This window comes from Pseudoduganella sp. GW821-FHT05F09, assembly GCF_059419605.1.
Window position 1 is genome coordinate 693901 of record NZ_JBWKSD010000002.1, and the last position, 21340, is coordinate 715240.

A 21340-nucleotide genomic window follows, 5' to 3' on the forward strand; every position below is an offset into this window, starting at 1 on the left:
TGTGGCTCCTGGTTTACTTGATACGCTGGATGCGGCCCGCATGCTGCTCGGAACCGGCGGGCTTGCCGTCGCGGTCGCGCTGGGCCAGGTAGGCGGCCAGGGCGTCGATGTCGCGGATCGGTGTCGGTGCGCGGCTGGTGCCGCGCGCAAAGGTCGGGAAGTAGTCGCCGCCTTCGGAAAGGAAGTGGTTGGTCACCACGCGGTAGCTGGCGCCGTCCTCGATCCGCACGCCGTGCAGCAGCACGCTGCCCGGCACCAGGCGCTGGCCTTCCGGCTGCTTGGCGTCCCACTGGTAGGTGAAGCCGTCCGACACCTGCAGCAGGCCGCGCGTGACGCTGCGCCCTTGCAGCCACTGCTCTTCCAGCAGCGCACGGATCTGCGCGCCGGTCAGGTTCATCACGTCCAGCGTATTACCGAAAGGCAGAACGGCGTGCAAGTGCGCCAGCGTGGCGTTGTTGCCCTGGCTGGTGAGCAGGTCCTGGCGCAAGCCGCCGCGGTTCATGAAGGCGATCTGCGCGCCGAAAGGCTTGCCGGCGGCCAGCATGGAGTCCGCCACCAGGTCGCCGATGGCCGACTCGCTGCTGTCGTCGCCGCTGGCGCGGGCCACCTTGGCCACGGCCAGGCGCGCCACCGGCTTGCCCAGCACCTCGTCGCTGCGCCGGCGCACGCTGTCCATATAGGCCACCATGGCCGGATCGGCCGGATACTGGTCCTGCTTCATCACCACGTTGCGGGCGCTGGTTTCCAGCACGGTGTTATTGGCCGTGTCCACGCTCAGGCGGATGCGCGACATCACGTGGCCCGCCGTTTCGGCCTGCGTCACCAGGCGGCCGTCCACGCGGCACAGATAGCCTTTGTGCGAGTGGCCGCTGATGACCACCTTGATAGCCGGGTCGAGGCGCTTGACCACGTCCACGATCTCGCCCTTCAGATTGGGGCAGTCCGGCTGGTCCAGCGCGTCGGTGGTGCGGCCGCCCTGGTGGATCAGGGCCACGAACACGTTCACGCCCTGGGCGCGCAGTTCGGGCAGCGCGCGGTTGATGGCTTGCGCCTCGTCGCCGAACTGCAGGCCGGCGATGCCGGAGGCCAGCACCACCTGGGCGGTGTCCTTCAGCACGGCGCCGATAAAGGCCACCTTCACGCCGTGCGCTTCCTGCACGCTGTAGGCCGGCAGGAAGGGTTTGTTGGTGACCATGTCCACCACGTTGGCGGCCAGGTACTGGAATTTGGCGCCGGGGTAGACCGGCTCGAATTTGCAGGCCTTGTCCGGGCGCGGCGAGGCGCAGCCGCCCTTCTGCTGGCGCAGCAGCTCGGCGCGGCCGGCGTCGAATTCGTGGTTGCCCACCGAGGTCGCCTGCAGGCCCAGCAGGTTGAGCGCGCCCAGCGTGGTTTCGTCGGCCCACATCGAGGAGATGGCCGGGCTGGCGCCGATCAGGTCGCCCGCCCCCACCAGCAGCAGCTCGCGGTCTTCCTCGCGCCAGGCTTGCAGCGCGGCGGCGATGGTGTCGATGCCGCCGGCCAGCTCGCTGCGCTCGAAGCCCCAGGAATTGGTGTAGCTGAATTTGCTCGGCATGATATTGCCGTGGAAGTCGTTCAGCGTGGCGATGTTGATGTCCACCACGGTGGCGGGACGCTGGCTGGCGCAGCCGGCAAGCAGGGCCGCCAGGGCCAGCGCCAGGGCGGAGGATTTAAATGGATGGTTCATTGCAGGGACGAGGCCGGTAATCGGATATTGTACCGCCCGCAGCGGCCCGCAGGCAGGCGCCGGGGCTGGCGAAACGTTACGTTACAGATCAAAAAGCGGAATAAAAAAACGGCTGGTGTTGCCACCAGCCGTTTGTGTTCAGACTACGTCAGTAGCGAGCTTAGAACTCGTACTTCACGGTAGCCTGGATCGCCCACTGGGACTCGCCTTTTTCCTGACGGGTCACCAGTTCTTCGGTGGTGCGGACGTTGTAGATGTAACGGCCTTGGGCGTCGATACCTACGTAGTCGACAAAGCTGCGCACCTGGCCGCCGGCGGACTGGAAGGCCACTTCATTGATACGGCCCCACTTCTTGTTGATCATGTTGCCAACGTTCAGGAAGTCCAGCGAGAAGATGCCTTTGTGGCGTGGCCAGAAACCTGGCACTTCTTGCGTGACTTTCATGTCGATGCTGTTGGTCCATGGCGAGAAGTCGGTGTTGCGGCCAACCACACCGCCCTTGTATTTCGACAGGGCGCCGTTGGCGTCGACCACTTTCCAGAATGCTTCCTCGGTGGCAGCGCGGGCAGCCGGGGTGGCGCCGAAGAAGGCCACTTCACCCGAACCTGGTGCTTTCGGGATGTACATCAGGTCGTTGCCAGCCAGGCCGTCGCCGTTCAAGTCGTTGTTGATGGTCCAGCTGAACGGTTTGCCGGTGCGGCCTTCGTAGAACAGACCGAAGCCGGTCTTGTAGCTGCCGAAGAACGCTTTCTGCCAGCTCACGTTGGCCGAGATGCGGTCCTTGACCAGGTAGTTCGAGTTGGAAGCGACGTTCTCGTTCGGATCGAACGATGCACGGCCGCCCCAGTTCGAGCTGGAGGTCGAGGAGGTCAGCGGCGACACTTCGGTGGCGTCGGTGTAGGTGTACGCTACGCCCCAGCCCAGGCCGGCGCGCATAGGCGCTTTCACCGACAGGGTCAGCAGGTTGCCGGCGCCGCCCGAAGTACGGGTGGCTTGCAGCACCTGGCCGAAGGACGCGTTGCTCTGCGCCTTGTTGCGGGTGTCCGGGCAAGCTGCACCGCCCACTGCGCCGCCGGTGGCGGTGTAGCAGGTCGGCAGGTAGCCGGAGTTGGTCCAGAACAGAGGACGGCCGTCGCTACCGGTCTTGGTCGGTGCGCCCAGGTTCAGCTCTTTGTAATAGATGCCGTCCTTGGTCTTGGTGCGCAGGTATTCCGCGCCGAAGACCAGGCCCATGAATGGCAGCTCATGTTCGAACGCCAGGTTGCCCTTCCAGACCGATGGCTGCGCCATGTCGCTGCTGATGGTGTCGACCTTCATTGCAGGAATGGTGCTGACCACGTTGGTCGGCTGCTTGGTCGGATCGGCGCTGAAGAAGCCACCGGTGGTCGGGCAAGTGCCGGCCGCGAACGTGCAGGTGATGTTGCGGATAACCATGCCGGTGTTCTGGAACGGGTTGCCCAGCCAGACCGACAGGGCCGCGCCCTGGAACAGGCCCGCGCCGCCGCGCAGCTGCGTTGGACGCTCGCTGTCGAACTTGTAGTTGAAGCCGACGCGCGGCTGGTACAGGTTCTGGCCGTCGATGGTGCGGGTGTTGTCGATGCCGAAACCGCCGGTCTGGCGGCCGCTGACCAGCGGGCCGGTGGCCAGTGCTGCGGTCGGGTTGGCGACCGGCACGTCGCCGATGCGGGAGCCGTCCACGCGCAGGCCGGCCGTAACGGTCAGCTGGCGGTTGACGGTCCAGGTGTCCTGCAGGAACAGGCCGATGTTTTTCAGCTCAAAGCGGGCGATCGCGTCGTCCAGCGTTTTGCCCGGGATGGCGGCTTGCAGCGTGTACGACGAAGGACGGCCCTTGCTGAAGTTCTCCAGCACGGCGGCAGCGTGTGCGGCCGACGTGGCGGTGGCGCAGTTGATGGCGCCGAAGGAGTACGTGAACGTCGTGCTGCTGTTGATACAGGCGAAGGTGTAGTTGCCGTTGACGTTCTGCAGGAAGGCGTTGTAGATCTCGTTCTTGCTGTAGTCGGTGCCGAACTTCAGGTCGTGCTCGCCCAGCTGCCAGTTGGCGCCTGCGTAGAAGTCCTGGGTCTTGGTGTTGAGCACGTTCATCTGACGGCTCAGCTCGGTGCCGAAGTTGGCGAAGCGGTTGCCGGTCGACAGGCCAGCCGGCGAACCCTCAGGCAGCGCGCCCGAGAACTGCAGGCCGATGGCTGGCAGGTAGGCGTTGTTCTTCGGCACGGAGTCGTACTTGCGGGTGGACGCGTTCACTTCGGTCGAGAAGGTCGGGGTCCATTCCGCGGTCCAGCGGCCGACCAGGGTGGTCAGCGACTTCTCTTGCGCGTACCAGTAGGAGCTCAGCGACACGCCGGTAGCCGAGAAGCCTGGGAAGATAGGCTCGGACTGTTCGGTTTTGGTGTAGCGCAGCATGGCGCGCTGGTCGTCGGTGATGTTCCAGTCCAGCTTCAGCAGCTTGTCTTCGGACTTGAACTTGGTGCCGGTCGGCACCTCCGAGGTGCCGATGTCCATGCCGTAGTTGTTCTTGGCGATGGTGGCGGCGCTGTCGAGCACCGACTTGGAGATCGCCACGGTGGTCAGGCCGCTGCCGACCACGCCGAAGGCTGGCGAGTTGCGGCTGCTTTCAGATTTTTCGTAGTTCGCGAACAGGAACAGTTTGTCCTGGATCAGCGGGCCGCCCAGGGTGATGCCCTTGGTCGTGTCTTTCGACGGCGGCGCGTCGAAGTAGGAATCGGTGGCGCTGTTGTAGCGGTCGCCAGCCATCTTGTTGTTGCGGAACACGTAGTAGACGCTGCCCTTGACCGTGTTGGTACCGGACTTGGTCACCGCGTTGATGTTGGCGCCGGTGTAGCCCTTCTGGGTTACGTCGTAGTTGGCTACGTTGACCTGCACCGACTGGATTGCTTCGACCGAGATCGGCTGCTTGCCGGTGGCGGTGCCGCTGGCTTCCAGGCCGAAGGTGTCATTCACGGCCACGCCGTCAATGGTCATCGAGTTGTAGCGCGAGTTCTGGCCGGCCACGGAGATTTCGCCGCGTTCCTTGTCGGTCTGCGACAGGCGCGGGTCGACACGGGCGTAGTCCTGCAGGCTGCGCGAGATCGAAGCCTGGGTTGCCAGTTCGGTCGCGCTGATGCTGGTGCCGGCGCCCATATTGGTGCGGTTGAAGGTTTCCGAACGGCGGCCGGTAATGGCCACGGTCTGGATAGACGCGCCCAGCACTGCGTCCACGGCGGCCGTTTCAGCCACTTCCACGAACACGTTTTCACGTTTTTCGCTGACGCCGTTTTTGGTGATGGTGATCGTGTAAGGACCGCCGGCGCGCAGGCCGCGGGCTACATAACGGCCATCCGCGTCGGTCACCACGCTGCTGACCGAACCCGATTCCGTGTGAACGATGGTCACGGCTGCGCCAGCGGCTGGCTTGCCGTCGTTGGACGAAATGCGGCCGGAAATGGCCGACGTGGTGTTCTGAGCGAACGACGGTGCCGCCGCGAGCGCGATAGACAGACTGAGCGCGATCTGCGTCAATCGTAGCCGTTTGTGCTTGATCATTGTATAACCCCAAAAAAGACTAATATTATTGAAGTGCTGACGGCCATCCGGTAGGCCGGCCGGGCACCCTCTTTACTGTGCTGCAAACCGGGACCGGCGCCGCGCTGGCAAAGCGCCGGGAAAAATTCTTCTGTAGCGTAACGAATGAGTCTACTTTGGCAATGTTTCAGGAGCGTGACATCGCCCACTGCAGGTATGACAAAAAACAATTGCAACATGGCACTTTTGCAATGCTGATCTCACTATGCATGAAGCAAAAATGCATGACAAATTCGTTTTTCTTCGTGGATTCAGATCCAAAAACTATAAATCCGACGATTTAAGTCGGATGGCTGAACTCGGAGTAAGGGATTAGGCGAAATTATAAAGTTGGCTGAAATTAATTCATGGACTAAATAACAAAAGGACGCAGAAAAGCGTCCGAAGTGTGGCGCTGCAACCACAATGTTTCAGGAAAAATATTGCAAAAATACCACCCGGCACGCTAGGCGCGCCCGGGTTTGCCGTATGTTACCGCCTGATTACAAGTGTTTTACAACCGTTAATTCCCAGCCTTGTGCAGCGAAGACGCAACATCGGCCTCGAATTTGGCGAACTTGCCGTCCAATGCCTTCAGCAGGCGCTGCTTGTCCGGGGCGGACAGGAAGCTGTAGCGGATGCTGTCATATGACAGTTTTTTGACTTCGGCGTAGCTGGTCTTGTAGCGGCTGGCGAACAGCACGTACTCGTTGGCCAGATTGTTACGCGATACACCCGCGTCGTCGGTGGAGATGACAAAGGGCACGCCGTACTTGCGGTACAGGGTGACGGGGTGGGCGTCGCCCTTGATGCCCAGGATGAAGTCGTTGCTGGTCAAATTCACTTCCACCGCGATGCCGCGCTCGCGCATGGCTTGCATGGTGGCCAGCGCGTTGGACTCGTGGGCGATGTCCATGCCGTGGCCGATGCGGCTGGCGCCGGCCACGTTGATGGCGTCCGCGATATGCGACTGCAGCCCTTCCGGCGGCACCATGCCGAGCGCCAGCTCGCCCGCGTGCAGCGCCAGCTTCACGTCCGGGTATTTGGCTTTCAGGAACTTGAACATCTGCATGTGCAGCTTGTAGTCGCGCATGGAGACGTAGGTGCTCTCCTGGCCCACGATATTCACGCCCACCACTTTCGGATTTTCGCGCGCCAGCTTGAAGGCCGACACCATGGACGAGAACACCTGCGACGGGGACAGGAAGCGCAGCACGAAAGGCTGGTAGCGCATGGTGAACTGCGCGTCGTCTATGCCGGCGGTGGAGGTGTCGACGTTTTTCTTGTAGGCGTCCAGCCAGCCGTTCCAGCCGGCGTCCTTGTCCAGCACCGGCAGCAGCGCTTCCAGCCGGGCGTTCAGGGCGGCGGCGTCCTGGCCAGCGGCCAGCACGGCCTTGTCGAAATCGGCGTTGGCGGTGAACGGCGCCAGCTCGAACACGGTCTCGATATAGCTCAGGTTTTCATTGATGGCGCGCTGCTTGAGCGTGCGCAGGCCGTCGGCGGTGTTGGTCGAGGCGACGGCGTTGAAGTAGCCGAAGGTGTCGAAGAAGGTGCGGTCGGGCGGGGTTTGCTGGCCGCTGTGGTTGTAGAAGTCCTTGGTGCCCCAGCGCTGCAGCAGTTCGGCCAGCATGGTGTTGTCCAGCATGACGGCTTCGCCCGTGATGCAGGTGCGCGTGGCCGGCGTGGCTGCGCGCTCCAGCTTCAGCTGACCGGCGTCGGTTTCGATCTGATAGCTGTTCTTGTGGACGCAATAGCCCTGCTTGTCCACCCATTGCAGGAACTGCTCGGCGTAGATGGCGCCGGAATAATGGTGATGCAGGTCGCCGCCCTTGGGCATCATGGTGAAGAATAAAGTCAGCTCGGCCGATTTCGGCTGGGCGCCCGAAACCAGGGACGCGAAGTGGCGGCTGGTGGCCTGCTCGTTGGCCGCCGGCGCCGCCTTCTGCGCGTGCGCATTGCAAGCGGCAGCCACGGCCAGCGCCATCATCAGTTTCGGGAAAGTGTGCTTCATCGAGTGCCCTTGGTTGGTTATGCGCGGCGGTGAACCTCCCGGCCGGCGGAATAGGTGGCGGCTATGGTGCGGTCGTCGCCCAGCAGGGCCAGCGCGAACAGCAGCTCTTCCAGGCTTTCGGTGTGGCCCGTGCGGCGCGCCAGCAGCGGCGTCGCTTTCGGGTCCAGCACCACGAAGTCCGCCTCCGCGCCCTGCGCGAAACTGCCTATCGTGCCTTCCAGCTGCATGCTGCGCGCCGCGCCCAGCGTGGCCAGGTAGAACATGCGCAGCGCCGGCAGATAACTGCCCTTCAAGCGCGCTACTTTATAGGCTTCGTTCATGGTTTGCAACATGGAGAAGGAAGTGCCCGCCCCCACGTCCGTCGCCAGCGACAGCAGCATGCCCGCCTGGTCGGCGCGCTCGAAGTCGAACAGGCCGCTGCCCAGGAACAGGTTGGAGGTCGGGCAGACGGCGGCGGCGGCCTGGGTCTCGGCCATGCGGCGGCGGTCGCCCTCGTCCAGCCAGATGCAGTGGCCGTACATGGCGCGCGGACGCAGCATGCCGTAGCCGTCGTACACGTCCAGGTAGCTGCGCGCCTGCGGGAACAGCTCGCGCACCCATTTCACCTCGTCCTCGTTCTCGGACACGTGGGTCTGGATGTAAGTGTCCGGATAGGCGCGCGCCAGCTCGCCGGCCACGCCCAGCTGCGCCTCCGTGGAGGTGGGCGCGAAACGCGGCGTGATGGCGTATTGCGCGCGGCCCCGGTTGTGCCAGCGCTTGATCAGGTCCTCGCTCTCGCGGCCGCCGGTTTCCGCGCAGTCCTGCAGGAAGGTGGGGCAATGGCGGTCCATCAGCACCTTGCCGGCCACCATGCGAAGGTTGCGCTTCTCGCTCGCTTCAAAAAAGGCGTCCACCGATTGCGGATGCACGGTGCAGTACACCATGGCCGTGGTGGTGCCCACGCGCAGCAGCTCGTCGAGGAAGAACTCCGCCGTGGCGGCGGCGTGCGCCGGGTCTTCGAACTGGCGCTCGGTAGGGAAGGTGTAGGTGTTCAGCCAGGGCAGCAGGCCGGGCGCCGGCGAGGCGATCATGTCGGTCTGCGGGTAGTGCACGTGGGTGTCGATGAAGCCCGGCGTGATCACCTTGCCGCGATAGTCGTGCACCTGCGTGCCGGGCGGCAGCGTGGCGTGCAGCGCGGCGTAATCGCCCGTAGCCTGCACCTTGCCGTCCGCGACGACCAGCAGGCCGTCCTCGTGCCAGTGGTGGGCTTCGGGCGTGAAGGCCGGATCGGCGTGGAAATGCAGCAAGCCTGCTCGGTAGGCTTGCACCTGGGTCGTTTGCATAGGGAGCTTTCTAAACTTTGTATTGCGTGGAACCGGCTGCGCGCAGCAGGGTCGCGGTCTGGCTGAGTGGTTTCGGCATGCGTTCGGCGTCCTGCTGCTCCCACACGCCCAGCAGCTGGGCGCACACGGAGGCGGCGATGACGGCGGGCGCCTTGTTGGTGATGCCTGCAATGCCGATCGGGCACACCATGGCGTCTATGCGGGCCTGGTCTATGCCTTTGGCCTGCAGGCGGTGTTCGAACTGCATGCGCTTGGTCTTGGAGCCGATCAGGCCGAACCAGTACACGTCCTGGCGCTGCAGGATGGTTTCGGCCAGGCGCTGGTCGAGCGCGTGGTTGTGGGTCAGCACCAGGTAGCTGCTGTTGGGCGGCGCTTCGGCCACGCAGGCTTCGGGCAACTCGCTCGCTTCCACCGTGACGTTGGCGGGGATATCGGCAGGGAACATGTCCTCGCGCTCGTCCACCCAGGTGACGGTGCACGGCAGCGCGGCCAGCGCGCGCACGATGGCGGCGCCGACGTGGCCTGCGCCGAACAGGGTGAGGTGGGCGCGCGGCGCCAGGATGGGATCGACCATCCAGCGGCGGCCGGCGGCGTCCTGCATCAGGTGGGCGCCACGGTCGCGCGCGAACTCGAGACCGGAACCGGACATGGGCTGGCCATGCATGTCGAACAGGGCAACGGCGGCGGGGCCGTCGACGGCGGTCAGGCGCCAGCAGTCCTCGCGGCGGCGCTCGCGCAGGGCCGCCAGCACTGCGCCCAGGCGCGTGTCGACACGCTCGAACAGCAGGTAGACCACGCCGCCGCAGCACTGCCCCAGGCTGGGGCCGAGCGCAAAGCGTTCGTAGCGCACCGCCTGCCCCGCCAGCATTTCGCGCGCAATATCGATGGCGCGCATTTCCAGGTGGCCGCCGCCTATGGTGTCGAATTCGCGGTCCGCCGTCACCAGCATCTTGGTGCCGGCCTCGCGCGGGCCGGAGCCTTCCACGCGCGCCACGGTCACCAGCACCGACGGCGCCGAGGGATCTGTCAGCCAGTCGCTCATATCAATTCATTTCCGCTTCAACAGCGGCAATGGCCTTGAGGATTTCTTCGGACGTGGCCGGCGCGTTCAGCGGCGGATTGACCTTGTGGCCGCCCACCGAGGAAATCGCGTCGCGGATGGCGAAGAACACCGAGAACGGCAGCAGCAGCGGCGGCTCGCCCACCGCCTTGGAGCGGTGGATGCTGTCCTCCACGTTGCGGTTCTCGAACAGGCGCACGCGGAAGTCCTCCGGGCAGTCGGACACGCCGGGAATCTTGTACGTGGACGGCGCATGCGTCATCAGCTTGCCGCCCTCGTTCCACCACAGCTGCTCGGTGGTGAGCCAGCCCATGCCCTGGATGAAAGCACCCTCCACTTGGCCGATATCGATGGCCGGATTCAGCGACTGGCCCGCGTCGTACAGCGCGTCGGCGCGCAGCAGCTTCCATTCGCCGGTCAGCGTGTCCACCACCACCTCGGATACGGCGGCGCCGTATGCGTAATAGGAGAAGGGGTGGCCGTTCATGGTCTTCGGGTCCCAATGCAGATGCGGCGTGGCGTAGAAGCCGTCCGACCACAGCTGCACGCGCGCCAGGTAGGCCTTCTGCACCAGTTCCGGGAAGGGCACGGCGTGGCCGTTGACGTGGATCTTGTTATCGAAGAACAGCACCTCCGCCGCATCGCCGCCGTACAGCTTGACCGCGTAGGCAGCCAGCCGCTCGCGGATCTGACGCGCTGCGTCCTGCGCGGCCTTGCCGTTCAGATCCGCACCGGTGGAGGCGGCGGTGGCCGAAGTGTTGGCGACCTTGCTGGTGTCGGTGGCGGTGATGCGCACGTGCTCCATGTCCAGGCCCAGCTCATGCGCCACCACTTGCAGCACCTTGGTGTTGATGCCCTGCCCCATCTCCGTGCCGCCGTGGTTGACCAGCACCGAGCCGTCCACGTAGACATGCACCAGCGCGCCCGCCTGGTTCAGATGCGTGACGTTGAAGGCGATGCCGAATTTGAGCGGCGTGAGCGCCAGCCCCTTCTTCAGCAGCGGACTGGCGGCGTTGTACGCGTTCACGGCTTCGCGGCGCGCGCGGTATTCGCTGCTCTGCTCCAGCTCCGCCGTCAGCTCGGCGATCACATTGTCCACGATGACCTGGCCGTAAGGCGTGACGTTGCGCTCGTCCTTGCCGTAGAAATTCAGGCGCCGGATATCGTAGGCGTCCCGCCCCAGGTCGCGCGCGATCTCGTCGATGATGTACTCGATGGCGATGGCGCCCTGCGGGCCGCCGAAGCCCCGGAAAGCGGTATTGGATTGCGTGTTGGTCTTGCCGCAGGCGGCGCGGATGTCCACGTCGCTCAGGTAATAGGTATTGTCGAAGTGGCAGACCGCGCGCGTGGCGACGGGACCGGACAGGTCGGCCGAATAGCCCGCGCGCGACACCATATCCACCTTGGCGGCGATGATCTTGCCGTCGTCGCCGTACCCCACTTCGTACTCATAGTAGAAGCAGTGGCGCTTGCCGGTGACGAGCATGTCGTCGTCGCGGTCGGCGCGCAGCTTGACCGGGCGGCCGGACTTCTTCGCCGCGATGGCGGCTGCCGCGCACCACAGCGCGGATTGCGACTCCTTGCCGCCGAAGCCGCCGCCCATGCGGCGGCACTCGACCTGCACGTTATGCGAATGCACGCCGAGCGCATGCGCCACCACGTGCTGCATCTCGCTCGGATGCTGCGTGGAGCACAGTACCTGCATGCCGTTCTGCTCTTTCGGAATGGCGTAGGCGATCTGGCCTTCCAGGTAGAACTGCTCCTGGCCGCCGACGTACAGCGTGCCTTTCACCGTGCGCGGCGCGTGCTCGAACGCGGCCTGATAATCGCCGCGCTGCAAGCGCATGGGCGGCAGCACATAGGACTGCGCCGCCTTCGCGGCCTGCGGCGTCAGGATGGCGGGCAGTTCTTCATATGTGACGCTGGCGCGGCGCGCGGCGCGGCGGGCGTTGTCGTGCGTGTCCGCCACCACGATGAAAATGGGCTGGCCCACGTATTCCACCTTGCCTGCCGACAGAATGGGATCGTCATGGATGATGGGGCCGCAGTCATTGGTGCCGGGAATGTCCTGCGCGGTGTACACGGCCACCACGCCGGGCGCGGCGCGCACGGCGTCCAGGTCCATGGCGGTGATGTTGGCGTGCGGCTTGGACGACAGGCCGAGCGCCGCATGCAGCGTGCCGCGCAGCTCCGGGATGTCGTCCGTGTAGGTGGCCTGGCCGAGCACGTGCAGCGCGGCCGATTCATGCGGCTTGCCCAGGCCGACGGCGGTCCACGCCATGGCTTTGATATCGCTTGCGCCGGGATGGTTCATGATTTTCCTTTCAGGCGCAGTGTTGAGCACGGCATGCGAAAGCGTTGACGGCGTTGGCCGCAAGCGGCGCGTCCAGCCGGGTTTCGAACCAGAAGCGGCGCAGCAGATTCTGCGCCGTCTTCATGCGGTAGGCGCTGGAGGCGCGCATATCGCTCAGCGGCTGGTAGTCCTGCGCCAGGGCGTCCATGGCCAGGGCGAGATTCGCTTCGCTCCAAGGCTTGCCGTTCAAGGCGGCTTCCGCCAGCGCGGCGCGCTTGGGGGTGGCGGCCATGCCGCCGAAAGCGATGCGGGCCTCGCGCACCACGCCGCCGTCGAGCGCAAAGGCAAAGGCGGCGCACACGGCGGAGATATCCTGGTCAAAGCGCTTGGCCAGCTTGTAGGTGCGGAACTGCACATCCGCGCGCGGCAGCGGCACGCGCACGGCTTGCACGAATTCGTCGGCGCGCAGATCCTTCTTCTGGTAGCCGAGATAGAACGCTTCCAGCGGCAGCGTGCGCGTGCCAGCAGGTCCGCGCAGCACCACCTCGCTGCCCAGCGCTATCATCCACGGCATGGAATCGCCGATGGGCGAGCCGTTGGCGACATTGCCGCCCAGCGTGCCCGCGTTACGGATCGGCAGCGAGGCGAAGCGCTGCCACATTTCGCCCAGCTGTTCGGGGTAGTGCCGGCACAAGGCCGCGTAGGCGTCGTTCAGCGAGACGCCGGCGCCAATTTCCAGCATGCCGCCGTCCACGTTCACGGTTTTCAGCGCATCCACGTGGCCCAGATAAATGATGTCGTTCAGCTCGCGCATCTGCTTGGTCACCCACAGGCCCACGTCGGTGGAGCCGGCCAGTATCAGTGCGGACGGGCGGCTGGCGCGCAGCGCGCTCAGTTCATCCAGCGTGCGCGGGGCGTGGAAGTGGCGTTCGCCTACGCTGTAGGTGGCCAGCTTGTCGCGCTTGAGGGCTTCCAGCTGCTGCGCCAATGCGGCGCGGTCGAATTCCACCTTGGGCAGTTCGGTCATGCGCTGGGCGGCATCGATAATCGGGCGGTAGCCGGTGCAGCGGCACAGGTTGCCGGACAGGGCGTCGTCCACTTCCTTGCGGGCGCAGGGCTGGGCGTCGTTTTTCAGGTACATGCCCCACAGCGACATGGCGAAGCCGGGCGTGCAGAAACCGCATTGGGAGCCGTGGCATTCCACCAGCGCCTGCTGCACCGGGTGCAGCGCGCCGTCCGGCTGCTGTAGGTCTTCCACGGTGAACAGGGCTTTGCCGTCCAGCGTGGGCGTGAACTGGATGCAGGAGTTGACCGCCTTCAATTCGACCTGGCCGTCCACCAGCGAGCCGACCACCACGGTGCAGGCGCCGCAGTCGCCCTCGGCGCAGCCTTCCTTGGTGCCCGTGCAATGCAGATCCTCGCGCAAATGCTGCAGCACGGTCTGCGTCGGCGAGGCCGTGCTCACTTCGTGCACGGCGCCCCGGTAGTAAAAACGAATCGGTTCTGACATTGTAGCCTCGGCGTTATCCCAGATTACAAGATTAGCAGTTCACGGGCCTCGTTACTTATATTATTCCGATGATGTCGGATATTCGTCAAACTGAATAAGGATGGGTCGCGTGCCAGTGCTCGGCGATATCGATGCGGCGCGTGATCCACACTTTGTCGTGGCTCTGCACGTAGTCCAGGAAACGCGCCAGCGCGGCGGCGCGGCCGGGGCGGCCCACCAGGCGGCAATGCAGGCCGATGGACAGCATCTTCGGCTGGTTCAGGCCGTTCGGATCGCCCTCGGCGTACAGGGTGTCGAAGGCATCCTTCAGATAGTCGAAGAACTGGGTGCCGGAGTTGAAGCCCTGCATGGCGGCGAAGCGCATGTCGTTGGTGTCCAGCGTGTAGGGCACGATCAGTTGCTGGCTCACCACGTCCAGGCCCGCCGCGTCCCTGTGCGCCACCGGCAGCCAGAACGGCAGGTCGTCGCCGTAATGGTCGGCGTCGTAGCGGAAGCCGCCGTGCTCCAGCACCAGCTTGTGGGTGTTGGGTGAATCGCGGCCCGTGTACCAGCCCTGCGGCGCGCTGCCGGTCAACTCCTTGATGATCTCGACCGCCTCCTTCATGTGGGCGCGCTCGGTGGCCTCGTCCACGTTCTGGTAGGAAATCCAGCGCAGGCCGTGGCAGGCGATCTCGTGCTTCAGTTCCAGGAAGGCCGCCACCGCCTCCGGATTGCGCTTGAGCGCCATGGAGACGCCGAATATGGTCAGCGGCAGCTTGCGGTCCTCGAACATGCGCAGCAGCCGCCACAAGCCGGCGCGCGAGCCGTACTCGTAGATGGTCTCCATGCTAAGGTGGCGCATCGGAAACGCGGCAGCGCCTATGATCTCGGACAGGAAGGTTTCGGAAGCGGGGTCGCCGTGCAGCACGTTGTTCTCGCCCCCCTCTTCGTAGTTGAGGACGAACTGCAGCGCCACGCGGGCGCCGCCCGGCCATTGCGCATGGGGTGGCGTGCGGCCGTAGCCGGTCATATCGCGGGGGTAGTTGTCGTAAGTGCTCATCCGCCAATAATATATGGCATTGCCGACATCAGTATAAGATTTATACGATATCGTGATTCACTCAACGGATATAGGATGCATTATGGGAAAACTCAGTACGCACGTGCTCGACACATCGGCCGGCAAGCCGGGCGCGGGGGTGAAAGTGGCGCTGTTCGAGGTCAAGCCTGAAGGCAAGGTCTTGCTGAAGATGGACATCACCAACGCCGACGGCCGCTGCGCCGGCCCGCTGCTGGAAGGCGACACCATGAAAGCCGGCCAGTACGAGCTGGTGTTCAACGCGGGCGACTACTTCGCCGCCCAAGGCGTGGACCTGCCGTCGCCGCGTTTTATCGACCTCGTCACGCTGGCCTTCGGCATTGCCGATCCGGCGCAGAACTACCATGTGCCGCTGGTGGTGTCGCCGTGGTCCTACTCCACCTACCGGGGCAGCTGATGCAGCGCCGGGACTTCCTGGGCGCAGCCGCCCTCGCCCCCTTTATCAGCCTGGACGCGTTCGCCGCCGACGCGGCCGTGCCCGCCTTCGCGGCGCTGGAAAAAGACCTGGGCGGGCGCCTGGGCGTGGCCGCCATCAACCTGGCCAACGGCAAGCAGACCGGCCACCGCGCCGGCGAACGCTTTCCGCTGTGCAGCACCTTCAAGGCCATGCTGGCCGCCGCCATTTTGCAGCGCAGCGCCGGCGAGCCCTCGCTGCTGCAGCGGCGCATCCACTACACCGAAAAAGACCTGGTGCCGCATGCGCCCGTCACTGAAAAAAACATCGCCAAGGGCATGACGGTGGAAGAGCTGTGCGCCGCCACGGTGCAATACAGCGACAACCCCGCCGCCAATCTGCTGATGAAAGTGCTGGGCGGTCCGGAAGCGGTGACGGCCTTTGCGCGCAGCGTCGGCGACACCGAATTCCGCCTGGACCGCTGGGAGACCGAGCTCAACAGCGCCATCCCCGGCGATCCGCGCGACACCACCACGCCGCAAGCCATGATGCGCAGCCTGCAAGCGCTGGTGGCGGGCGAGGCCCTGCCCGCGCCGCAGCGCCAGCAGCTCAAGGACTGGCTGGTGGGCAACACCACCGGCGGCAAGATGATACGCGCCGGCACGCCGGCCGGCTGGACCGTGGGAGACAAGACCGGCGGCGGCGCCTACGGCGCGCGCAACGACATCGCCGTGATCTGGCCGCCCGGTAAAGCGCCCATCGTCATCGCCATCTACACCGCGCATGCACAAGAGGACGCCAAGTACCGCGAAGACATCATCGCCGGCGCCACCCGCGCCGCCATCGCGCTGGTGGCCGAAGCATAAGCCGGTGCGCTCGTCATAAGCGCAGGAACGTAGGGCGGGTTAGGCGCACCGCGCCGTAACCCGCCGAGCGCCGCCACTACCTGCCGTATTCCTGTATCAGCCGCGCCAGCAGATAAACGCGCGGCGCGATGCTGTCCACCTCCGCGTATTCCTCCGGCGTATGGATGGCGCCGCCGACGATGCCCAGCCCGTCTATGGTCGGCACGCCGGCGGCATAGGTCAGGCTGGAATCAGCCGCGCCGCCGGAGCTTTCCAGCGTCAGCTTGCGCCCCAGCTCCGCGTAGACGGCCTGCGCCTTCGCGGCGACGGCGTCCGTGACCGGGCTTTTCGGCATGGGCGGGAAGCCCCGGCGCAATTTGGCGCTGACCTTGGTGTCCGGTATCAAATGGTTGGCCGAGATGCGCGCCAGGTCCTGCTCGACGCGGTCGAATTCTTCCGGCACGGCCACGCGCACGTCCGCCTGCACCGCCGCGTGGTCCGGGATCACATTGCTGCGCTCGCCCGATTTGATGACGGTGAAATTGACCGTGGTCTGCTTGCTCGCGTCCGCCAGTTTGGACAGCTGCAGCATCTGGTGCGCCGCCTCCATGGCCGCGTTGCGGCCCGAGTCCGGCGCCACGCCCGCGTGGGCCGCCTTGCCGCTCACCTCCAGCTCGATTTCGCCGCTGCCCTTGCGCATCACCACCAGGCCGTCGGCGGGACGGCCCGGCTCCAGGTTCAGCGCCACGTCGTGCTCCCTGGCCAGCTTCTCCATCAGCGTGCGCGTGCCGTGCGAGCCGGTTTCCTCGTTGGTGTTGAGCAGCACGGTGATCTTGCCGTAGCCGGTGTGCCCGGACTGCTTGAGCACTTTCAGCGCCGCCAGCGCCACCACGATGCCGCCCTTGTCGTCCATGATGCCGGGGCCGTAGGCGCGCGCGCCGTCGATGCGGAAGGGGCGCGCGGCGGCGGCGCCGTCCGGGAACACCGTGTCCATATGCGCCACCAGCAGGATGCGGCCCTTGCCGGTGCCGGTCAGCGTGGCCTGGATGTTGCGGCTTTGCGCAGGCGCGGCCGGGAAGGTTTCCACCTTGAAGCCCAGCCGCGCCAGTTCCTCCTGCGCGATAGCGCCGACGCGGTCCAGCCCGGCCCCGTTGAAGGTGCCCGAGTCGATATTGACCAGCCGCTCCAGCAGCTTCAAGGCCTCCGGCCTGGATTGCTCGGCCTTGGCCAGCAGCGCCTGGTCCGCTTTGCCTGCTTCGGCCGCCAGAGCTCCTCCCACCGCGAGCGCGGCCAATGCCATCACAGCCCCCTTCAACACTCCAGCTCGTTTGCCCATCTTTGCTCCCAGAAAAAGTTGGTGGAAATGTTCCTACCCTTGCGGATGCTGCTTGCGGCCGGGCCAGGTCGAGCATATTATTAAACGAAATAAAACATCAAATAATGCACCAAATAATGTCATCTTAGGTATATATGGCACTTACAAATTCCATCTTCGCTTCCACCACGGTCAGCATTACCGAGCTGCGCCGCAATCCCGGCGCCGTCATTGAGGAGGCCGGAGGTATGCCGGTTGCGATACTGAACCACAATCGCCCTGCCGCCTACCTGGTTCCTGCAGAAGCGTTCGAAGCCATGCTGGAAAAACTGGAAGATCTCGACCTTGCCGAATTAGTCCGCCAGCGAAGAGGGGGCAAGACTGTGAAAGTCTCCCTCGATGACTTATAGCCTGGAATTCAACGAAGACGCGCTTAAGGAATGGCAGAAACTGGATCATTCAGTTCGGGCGCAGTTCAAGAAACAACTGGCTCGCCGCCTCATCGAGCCGCACGTGCCTTCGGCCAGGCTGCACGGGCCGGATATGCACAATGTGTACAAGATCAAACTGCGAGACCTCGGATACCGCCTGGTCTACGAAGTCATAGACCAGACGATTACAGTGCTGGTATTGAGCGTTGCCAAACGCGACAAGAGCCAGGCATATGAGCGGGCAGCGCGGAGGCGAACCTGATCCTCGTTATTGCGCGGTGAACCGCGCCAGTTGGCCGCTGTCGCCGCTCAGGATGAGTGTTTTGCCTTCGACTTGCCAGGTGCGGGTGGCGTCCAGCGCTTGCAGGTAGGCGTACTCCTGCTTGCCGCTGGCGTCGTCCATGCAGGCGCGGCGGGTGGAGGCCAGCGGGCCCATCTTCAGGGACTTGCCGCTCCACTGGTAGGCGCCGGTGAAGTTGTTGCAGCCGCCGCTGCCCGATACCATGCCTTTCGCCGCGTCGAAGTTCAGCGACTGCTTGCCGCCCGGCTGGCCGCCCAGCTCGGCGAGCTGCCACGAGGTGCCGGTCAACGAAGCAACCGGCCCTGCGGCCCCGCCGCCTCCGCTGGTGCTGCAGCCGGCGGCCAGCGCCAGGATGCCGCCAGCGGCGGCGGCCATCATCGATTTGCCCAAAGTCTTCATAGCGCGCTCCTTTCAGATGTGTTGCATACGAAACACTTAGATACCATGGAATGGGAAATACTGTCGTATAGTTAGCCTTAGCAGTTCCGCCACTCAACTTTACAGGAATACGACATGAAGAAAATTATTGCTGTTATCGCTGCTTTCGGTTTCGCCGCTTCCGCGTTTGCCGCGCCCGCTTCGGCATCGGCGTCCGCATCGGCGGCCGCGTCGGCGCCGAAGAATTCGCAGCAGTCCAAAATGGCGACCTGCAATGCCGACGCTGCCGGCAAAAAAGGCGATGAGCGCAAGGCCTTCATGAAGGAGTGCCTGAGCGCCAAGCCGGCCGCTCCGGTCACGCAGCAGGACAAAATGAAAACCTGTAACGCCGACGCCACCGGCAAGAAAGGCGATGAACGCAAAGCCTTCATGAAGGAATGCCTGAGCGCCAAGAAGTAAGCGCCTATGACGCCAGCATACTCCCCCTGTTTTTTGCTGCTGCTCGCCATCCCCATCCTGTTGCTGGGGGAATGGCTGTTGAAGCGGATACCACTGCTGGCGCGCATTAATATTCCTGTCCCCGTCGCAGGCGGGCTGCTGTTCAGCGCGGCCTGCCTGTGCATCAATTTATCCGGACTGGCCACGGTCAGTTTCGGCACCAAGGTCAGCGCCGGATGGTGGACCTGGCTGGTGACACCCGATATCGAATGGCTGGCGCGTCCGGCCAAAAACCTCAATTTGCCGCTGCTGATCGCCTTCTTCACTTGCGTGGGACTGGGCGCGCCGCTGCGCATGCTGCTGGGCGGCGGACGCATGCTGGTGGTGCTGCTGCTGGCGACCACGGTGCTGGCGGCGGTGCAGAACGCGGCGGGCGTGGCGGTGGCCGTGGCGCTGGGCGCGCCTGCCCTGCTGGGCGTGGCTTGCGGCTCGCTCACGCTGGTGGGCGGGCACGGCACGGCGCTGGGATTCGCGTCGCGCTTCGAGCAGGCCGGGCTGGCGTCGGCCGCCGCCATCGGCGCTTCCGCTGCCACCTTCGGACTGGTTGCCGGGGCGCTGCTGTCCGGGCCGCTGGGCGCGTGGCTGCTGCGCACGGTCTCGCCGATTCCGGCGCGGGACACGGCGGCCGGCGCCGTGCGTCAGGACGGCGCAAGCGGCAAGCCCGCCACGGCGGCGCCAGCGGTGGCGAATTTTTTGGCGGACTTGCGCGCACTGGCGGCGCTGGGACGCGGCGCGCTGCTGCATCTGCTGTTGGTGGCGGCCTGCGTGAAAGCCGGCGCCTGGGTGAGCTTCGGCCTGGACCGCGCCGGCGCCGCCCTGCCCGCCTATATGGGCGCGCTGCTGGTGGGCTTTGCGGTGCGCGCCATCCATGACGCGCTGGGCAGCGGCTGGCTGCGCGGCGAGACCATCGCGCGCATCGCGGCGGTGCTGCTGCCGCTGTTCCTGGCCGTGACGCTGGCCTCGCTGAACCTGGCCGACCTGGCCACGGTGGCCGGCCCCATGCTCGCCATCCTGGCCGTCAATATCGCCCTCACGCTGCTGTTCTGCGCCGCCGTGGTGTGGCCGCTGCTGGGGCGCAATCACGAAGCGGGCGTGGCCACGGCGGGCCTGGCCGGCTACGGCATCGGCTCCACCGCCACCGCGGTGGCGGCGATGGACGCCATTACGCGCCAGCGCGGCCCGGCGCCGCGCGCCACCACCATCGTGCCGCCGACCGGCGGCTTCCTGATCGACCTGACCAACGCGCCGGTGATCAGCGCCTTCCTGCGCATGCTGGGCTGATTACTTCAGCAGCCCCTGGTACCAGCTCTTCTTGCTCTTCTCCACGATCACGGCCTGGTAGGCGCCGATGTCCAGCGCGCCCACCGCCGGACGCTGCATGCCGCCGGCCGGGTGCTTGTACTGCATGATGGGCCGCAGCGCCACGCCGGACGGCAGCATGGGCGGCTCCGCGCCCGCGTTGATGATTTTTGCGTTCTCGGTCGGCACCAGCACGTAGTTGGCGCGGTCGACGAAATCCACCTCCAGCGCCGCATAGTTGTGCTTGTCCACCGCGCTGCCCTGGTTGGTGATGATGCCCTTGCCGGCGAAGATGTTGTTCTGGATGTGGGCGCGCGCCTTCACGCGTTCGTGCACGCGCACAAACACGCCGTTGCGCTTGTCGTCGTTGAGGAAGGTATTGTTCATCACGTACAGCATGTCGTTCGCGCCGCTGCCCTCGTTGCCGTAGGCGAGCAAGGTGTTGTTGTCGTTGTCGGCCGGCTGCTCGATGATGTTGCCCATCACATAGGCCGCGCCCGCGTTGGGCAGGTCGATCTCGAAGCTGGGCCGGCCGGCGGCGGTGGAGCCTTTTTCACCCGGCGCCAGGCTGGAAAAGCGGTTGTAGATGATGGTGTTGATGCGCGCACGCGACTTCAGGTTGTGGCCGATGTTGGCGTCGTGCGAGAAGTTAAATCGGAAGGTCAGGCTGGCCACATCGCCCACGTAGACATTGTGGGTCTGGCCGCTGCCGTCGCCGTTGTGGCCGAACTCGCTGTTTTCAATCACGATGCGGCTGGTGGGCGAGGCCCCGGTCAGCACGCCGTTCTCGTTGTCGTGCAGGAAGCTGTTCTTGAGCGTGAAGTTGCTGCCTTCGATGCGCAGCGCGGCGCCGTTCTTGTCGGCCACCTTGGTGTTGAAGATCTCCACGTTCTCCACCGTCACGTCGTTGCCCGCGATAATCCAGGCCCCCTTGCCTTCCGCGCCGCGCCCCTGCGCGTCGATGCGGACCCGCCCGCGCATGCCGCGAATGGTGAGGAAATTGGGCGCGATGCGGCACAGCTCGCCCGGATACGCCCCCGCTTCGATCTCCACCGTGTCGCCGCTGCGGGCGGCGGCAAAGGCCAGGCAGGGCCGCGCATACGCCATGCCGGGGCCCACCGTCAGGGTAGCGGCCTGGGCGGCCGGCGCGCAGCACAGCGCAGCGGCGAGAGCCAGGACAGACGGGGCCAGGGAACGCGCGCATGGTCGATTCATACCGAAGCTCCTTTCGTGGTGGGATAGGCAATTGTAACCTTGCGGCTTGCACCCCGGCTGGGCTTGACTTAAAATCCACAACTCTGAAGCAGCATTGTGCTGCTT

17 protein-coding genes are annotated in these 21340 nt (G+C 65.0%); 6 read left to right on the forward strand and 11 right to left on the reverse strand.

The genetic code is table 11. From position 1 onward, the window contains the following. Window positions 1–13: 13 nt before the first annotated feature. The 8 genes from AC07S4_RS08370 to puuE form a co-directional block, all read right to left on the reverse strand. Window positions 14–1705, reverse strand: a complete 1692-nt coding sequence (locus AC07S4_RS08370; RefSeq protein WP_494986200.1) for a bifunctional metallophosphatase/5'-nucleotidase — start codon at window positions 1703–1705, stop codon at window positions 14–16. A 160-nt stretch (window positions 1706–1865) separates the two neighbouring features. Next, window positions 1866–5267, reverse strand: a complete 3402-nt coding sequence (locus AC07S4_RS08375; RefSeq protein WP_494986201.1) for a TonB-dependent receptor — start codon at window positions 5265–5267, stop codon at window positions 1866–1868. 541 nt (window positions 5268–5808) lie between these two features. Then, the gene (locus AC07S4_RS08380; RefSeq protein WP_494986202.1) at window positions 5809–7296 is read right to left on the reverse strand and encodes an adenosine deaminase family protein; all 1488 of its coding nucleotides are present in this window, start codon (window positions 7294–7296) and stop codon (window positions 5809–5811) included. A 17-nt stretch (window positions 7297–7313) separates the two neighbouring features. After that, window positions 7314–8618: a guanine deaminase gene (gene guaD, locus AC07S4_RS08385; RefSeq protein WP_494986203.1), complete on the reverse strand. Its 1305-nt coding sequence runs from the start codon at window positions 8616–8618 to the stop codon at window positions 7314–7316. A gap of 10 nt (window positions 8619–8628) precedes the next feature. Continuing rightward, on the reverse strand, window positions 8629–9660 hold the full coding sequence (gene xdhC, locus AC07S4_RS08390) for a xanthine dehydrogenase accessory protein XdhC (protein ID WP_494986204.1): 1032 nt from the start codon (window positions 9658–9660) through the stop codon (window positions 8629–8631). Between the two features lies 1 nt (window position 9661). Next, window positions 9662–11992: a xanthine dehydrogenase molybdopterin binding subunit gene (xdhB, locus tag AC07S4_RS08395; RefSeq protein WP_494986205.1), complete on the reverse strand. Its 2331-nt coding sequence runs from the start codon at window positions 11990–11992 to the stop codon at window positions 9662–9664. A gap of 10 nt (window positions 11993–12002) precedes the next feature. Next, window positions 12003–13481 (reverse strand): xanthine dehydrogenase small subunit, encoded by a 1479-nt coding sequence (xdhA, locus tag AC07S4_RS08400; protein WP_494986206.1) that lies wholly within the window; start codon window positions 13479–13481, stop codon window positions 12003–12005. 85 nt (window positions 13482–13566) lie between these two features. Next, the gene (puuE, locus tag AC07S4_RS08405) at window positions 13567–14520 is read right to left on the reverse strand and encodes an allantoinase PuuE (protein ID WP_494986207.1); all 954 of its coding nucleotides are present in this window, start codon (window positions 14518–14520) and stop codon (window positions 13567–13569) included. A gap of 82 nt (window positions 14521–14602) precedes the next feature. On the opposite strand from puuE, the gene uraH reads away from it, so the two are divergent. Together uraH and bla are read left to right on the forward strand one after the other, a co-directional pair. Continuing rightward, the gene (gene uraH, locus AC07S4_RS08410; RefSeq protein WP_494986208.1) at window positions 14603–14956 is read left to right on the forward strand and encodes a hydroxyisourate hydrolase; all 354 of its coding nucleotides are present in this window, start codon (window positions 14603–14605) and stop codon (window positions 14954–14956) included. Continuing rightward, entirely contained in the window at window positions 14956–15819 is an 864-nt protein-coding gene (gene bla, locus AC07S4_RS08415) for a class A beta-lactamase (protein ID WP_494986209.1), read from the forward strand. Before uraH ends, bla begins: the two co-directional genes overlap by 1 nt. A gap of 76 nt (window positions 15820–15895) precedes the next feature. Here bla and AC07S4_RS08420 read toward each other — a convergent pair whose 3' ends face one another. Then, entirely contained in the window at window positions 15896–17113 is a 1218-nt protein-coding gene (locus AC07S4_RS08420) for a glutamate carboxypeptidase (RefSeq protein ID WP_494986453.1), read from the reverse strand. Window positions 17114–17268: 155 nt separating this feature from the next. Here AC07S4_RS08420 and AC07S4_RS08425 point away from each other — a divergent pair, with 155 nt between their 5' ends. Both AC07S4_RS08425 and AC07S4_RS08430 read left to right on the forward strand, forming a co-directional pair. Next, the gene (locus tag AC07S4_RS08425; protein ID WP_494986210.1) at window positions 17269–17523 is read left to right on the forward strand and encodes a type II toxin-antitoxin system Phd/YefM family antitoxin; all 255 of its coding nucleotides are present in this window, start codon (window positions 17269–17271) and stop codon (window positions 17521–17523) included. Further along, window positions 17513–17806 carry a type II toxin-antitoxin system RelE family toxin gene (locus AC07S4_RS08430; protein ID WP_494986211.1) on the forward strand — a complete coding sequence of 98 codons (294 nt, stop codon included), beginning with the start codon at window positions 17513–17515 and terminating at the stop codon, window positions 17804–17806. Before AC07S4_RS08425 ends, AC07S4_RS08430 begins: the two co-directional genes overlap by 11 nt. A 6-nt stretch (window positions 17807–17812) precedes the next feature. Here the strand turns inward: AC07S4_RS08430 and AC07S4_RS08435 are convergent, their stop codons facing one another. Beyond that, entirely contained in the window at window positions 17813–18244 is a 432-nt protein-coding gene (locus tag AC07S4_RS08435; RefSeq protein WP_494986212.1) for an META domain-containing protein, read from the reverse strand. Between the two features lie 114 nt (window positions 18245–18358). Here AC07S4_RS08435 and AC07S4_RS08440 point away from each other — a divergent pair, with 114 nt between their 5' ends. After that, on the forward strand, window positions 18359–18682 hold the full coding sequence (locus tag AC07S4_RS08440) for a PsiF family protein (protein WP_494986213.1): 324 nt from the start codon (window positions 18359–18361) through the stop codon (window positions 18680–18682). Between the two features lie 6 nt (window positions 18683–18688). Further along, complete coding sequence (locus AC07S4_RS08445) at window positions 18689–20002, forward strand: sodium/glutamate symporter (RefSeq protein ID WP_494986214.1); 1314 nt, start codon at window positions 18689–18691, stop codon at window positions 20000–20002. On the opposite strand, the gene AC07S4_RS08450 is transcribed toward AC07S4_RS08445, so the two are convergent. Further along, a complete protein-coding gene (locus AC07S4_RS08450) occupies window positions 20003–21235 on the reverse strand; it encodes a right-handed parallel beta-helix repeat-containing protein (protein WP_494986215.1) in 1233 nt (410 codons plus the stop codon). Window positions 21236–21340 lie beyond the last annotated feature (105 nt).

What these genes read in the sequence shown, in the direction of transcription:
- AC07S4_RS08370 (WP_494986200.1), bottom strand. Translation starts at nt 1,705, where the DNA reads ATGAACCATCCATTTAAATCCTCCGCCCTGGCGCTGGCCCTGGCGGCC.
- AC07S4_RS08375 (WP_494986201.1), bottom strand. Translation starts at nt 5,267, where the DNA reads ATGATCAAGCACAAACGGCTACGATTGACGCAGATCGCGCTCAGTCTG.
- AC07S4_RS08380 (WP_494986202.1), bottom strand. Translation starts at nt 7,296, where the DNA reads ATGAAGCACACTTTCCCGAAACTGATGATGGCGCTGGCCGTGGCTGCC.
- guaD (WP_494986203.1), bottom strand. Translation starts at nt 8,618, where the DNA reads ATGCAAACGACCCAGGTGCAAGCCTACCGAGCAGGCTTGCTGCATTTC.
- xdhC (WP_494986204.1), bottom strand. Translation starts at nt 9,660, where the DNA reads ATGAGCGACTGGCTGACAGATCCCTCGGCGCCGTCGGTGCTGGTGACC.
- xdhB (WP_494986205.1), bottom strand. Translation starts at nt 11,992, where the DNA reads ATGAACCATCCCGGCGCAAGCGATATCAAAGCCATGGCGTGGACCGCC.
- xdhA (WP_494986206.1), bottom strand. Translation starts at nt 13,481, where the DNA reads ATGTCAGAACCGATTCGTTTTTACTACCGGGGCGCCGTGCACGAAGTG.
- puuE (WP_494986207.1), bottom strand. Translation starts at nt 14,520, where the DNA reads ATGAGCACTTACGACAACTACCCCCGCGATATGACCGGCTACGGCCGC.
- uraH (WP_494986208.1), top strand. Translation starts at nt 14,603, where the DNA reads ATGGGAAAACTCAGTACGCACGTGCTCGACACATCGGCCGGCAAGCCG.
- bla (WP_494986209.1), top strand. Translation starts at nt 14,956, where the DNA reads ATGCAGCGCCGGGACTTCCTGGGCGCAGCCGCCCTCGCCCCCTTTATC.
- AC07S4_RS08425 (WP_494986210.1), top strand. Translation starts at nt 17,269, where the DNA reads ATGGCACTTACAAATTCCATCTTCGCTTCCACCACGGTCAGCATTACC.
- AC07S4_RS08430 (WP_494986211.1), top strand. Translation starts at nt 17,513, where the DNA reads ATGACTTATAGCCTGGAATTCAACGAAGACGCGCTTAAGGAATGGCAG.
- AC07S4_RS08435 (WP_494986212.1), bottom strand. Translation starts at nt 18,244, where the DNA reads ATGAAGACTTTGGGCAAATCGATGATGGCCGCCGCCGCTGGCGGCATC.
- AC07S4_RS08440 (WP_494986213.1), top strand. Translation starts at nt 18,359, where the DNA reads ATGAAGAAAATTATTGCTGTTATCGCTGCTTTCGGTTTCGCCGCTTCC.
- AC07S4_RS08445 (WP_494986214.1), top strand. Translation starts at nt 18,689, where the DNA reads ATGACGCCAGCATACTCCCCCTGTTTTTTGCTGCTGCTCGCCATCCCC.
- AC07S4_RS08450 (WP_494986215.1), bottom strand. Translation starts at nt 21,235, where the DNA reads ATGAATCGACCATGCGCGCGTTCCCTGGCCCCGTCTGTCCTGGCTCTC.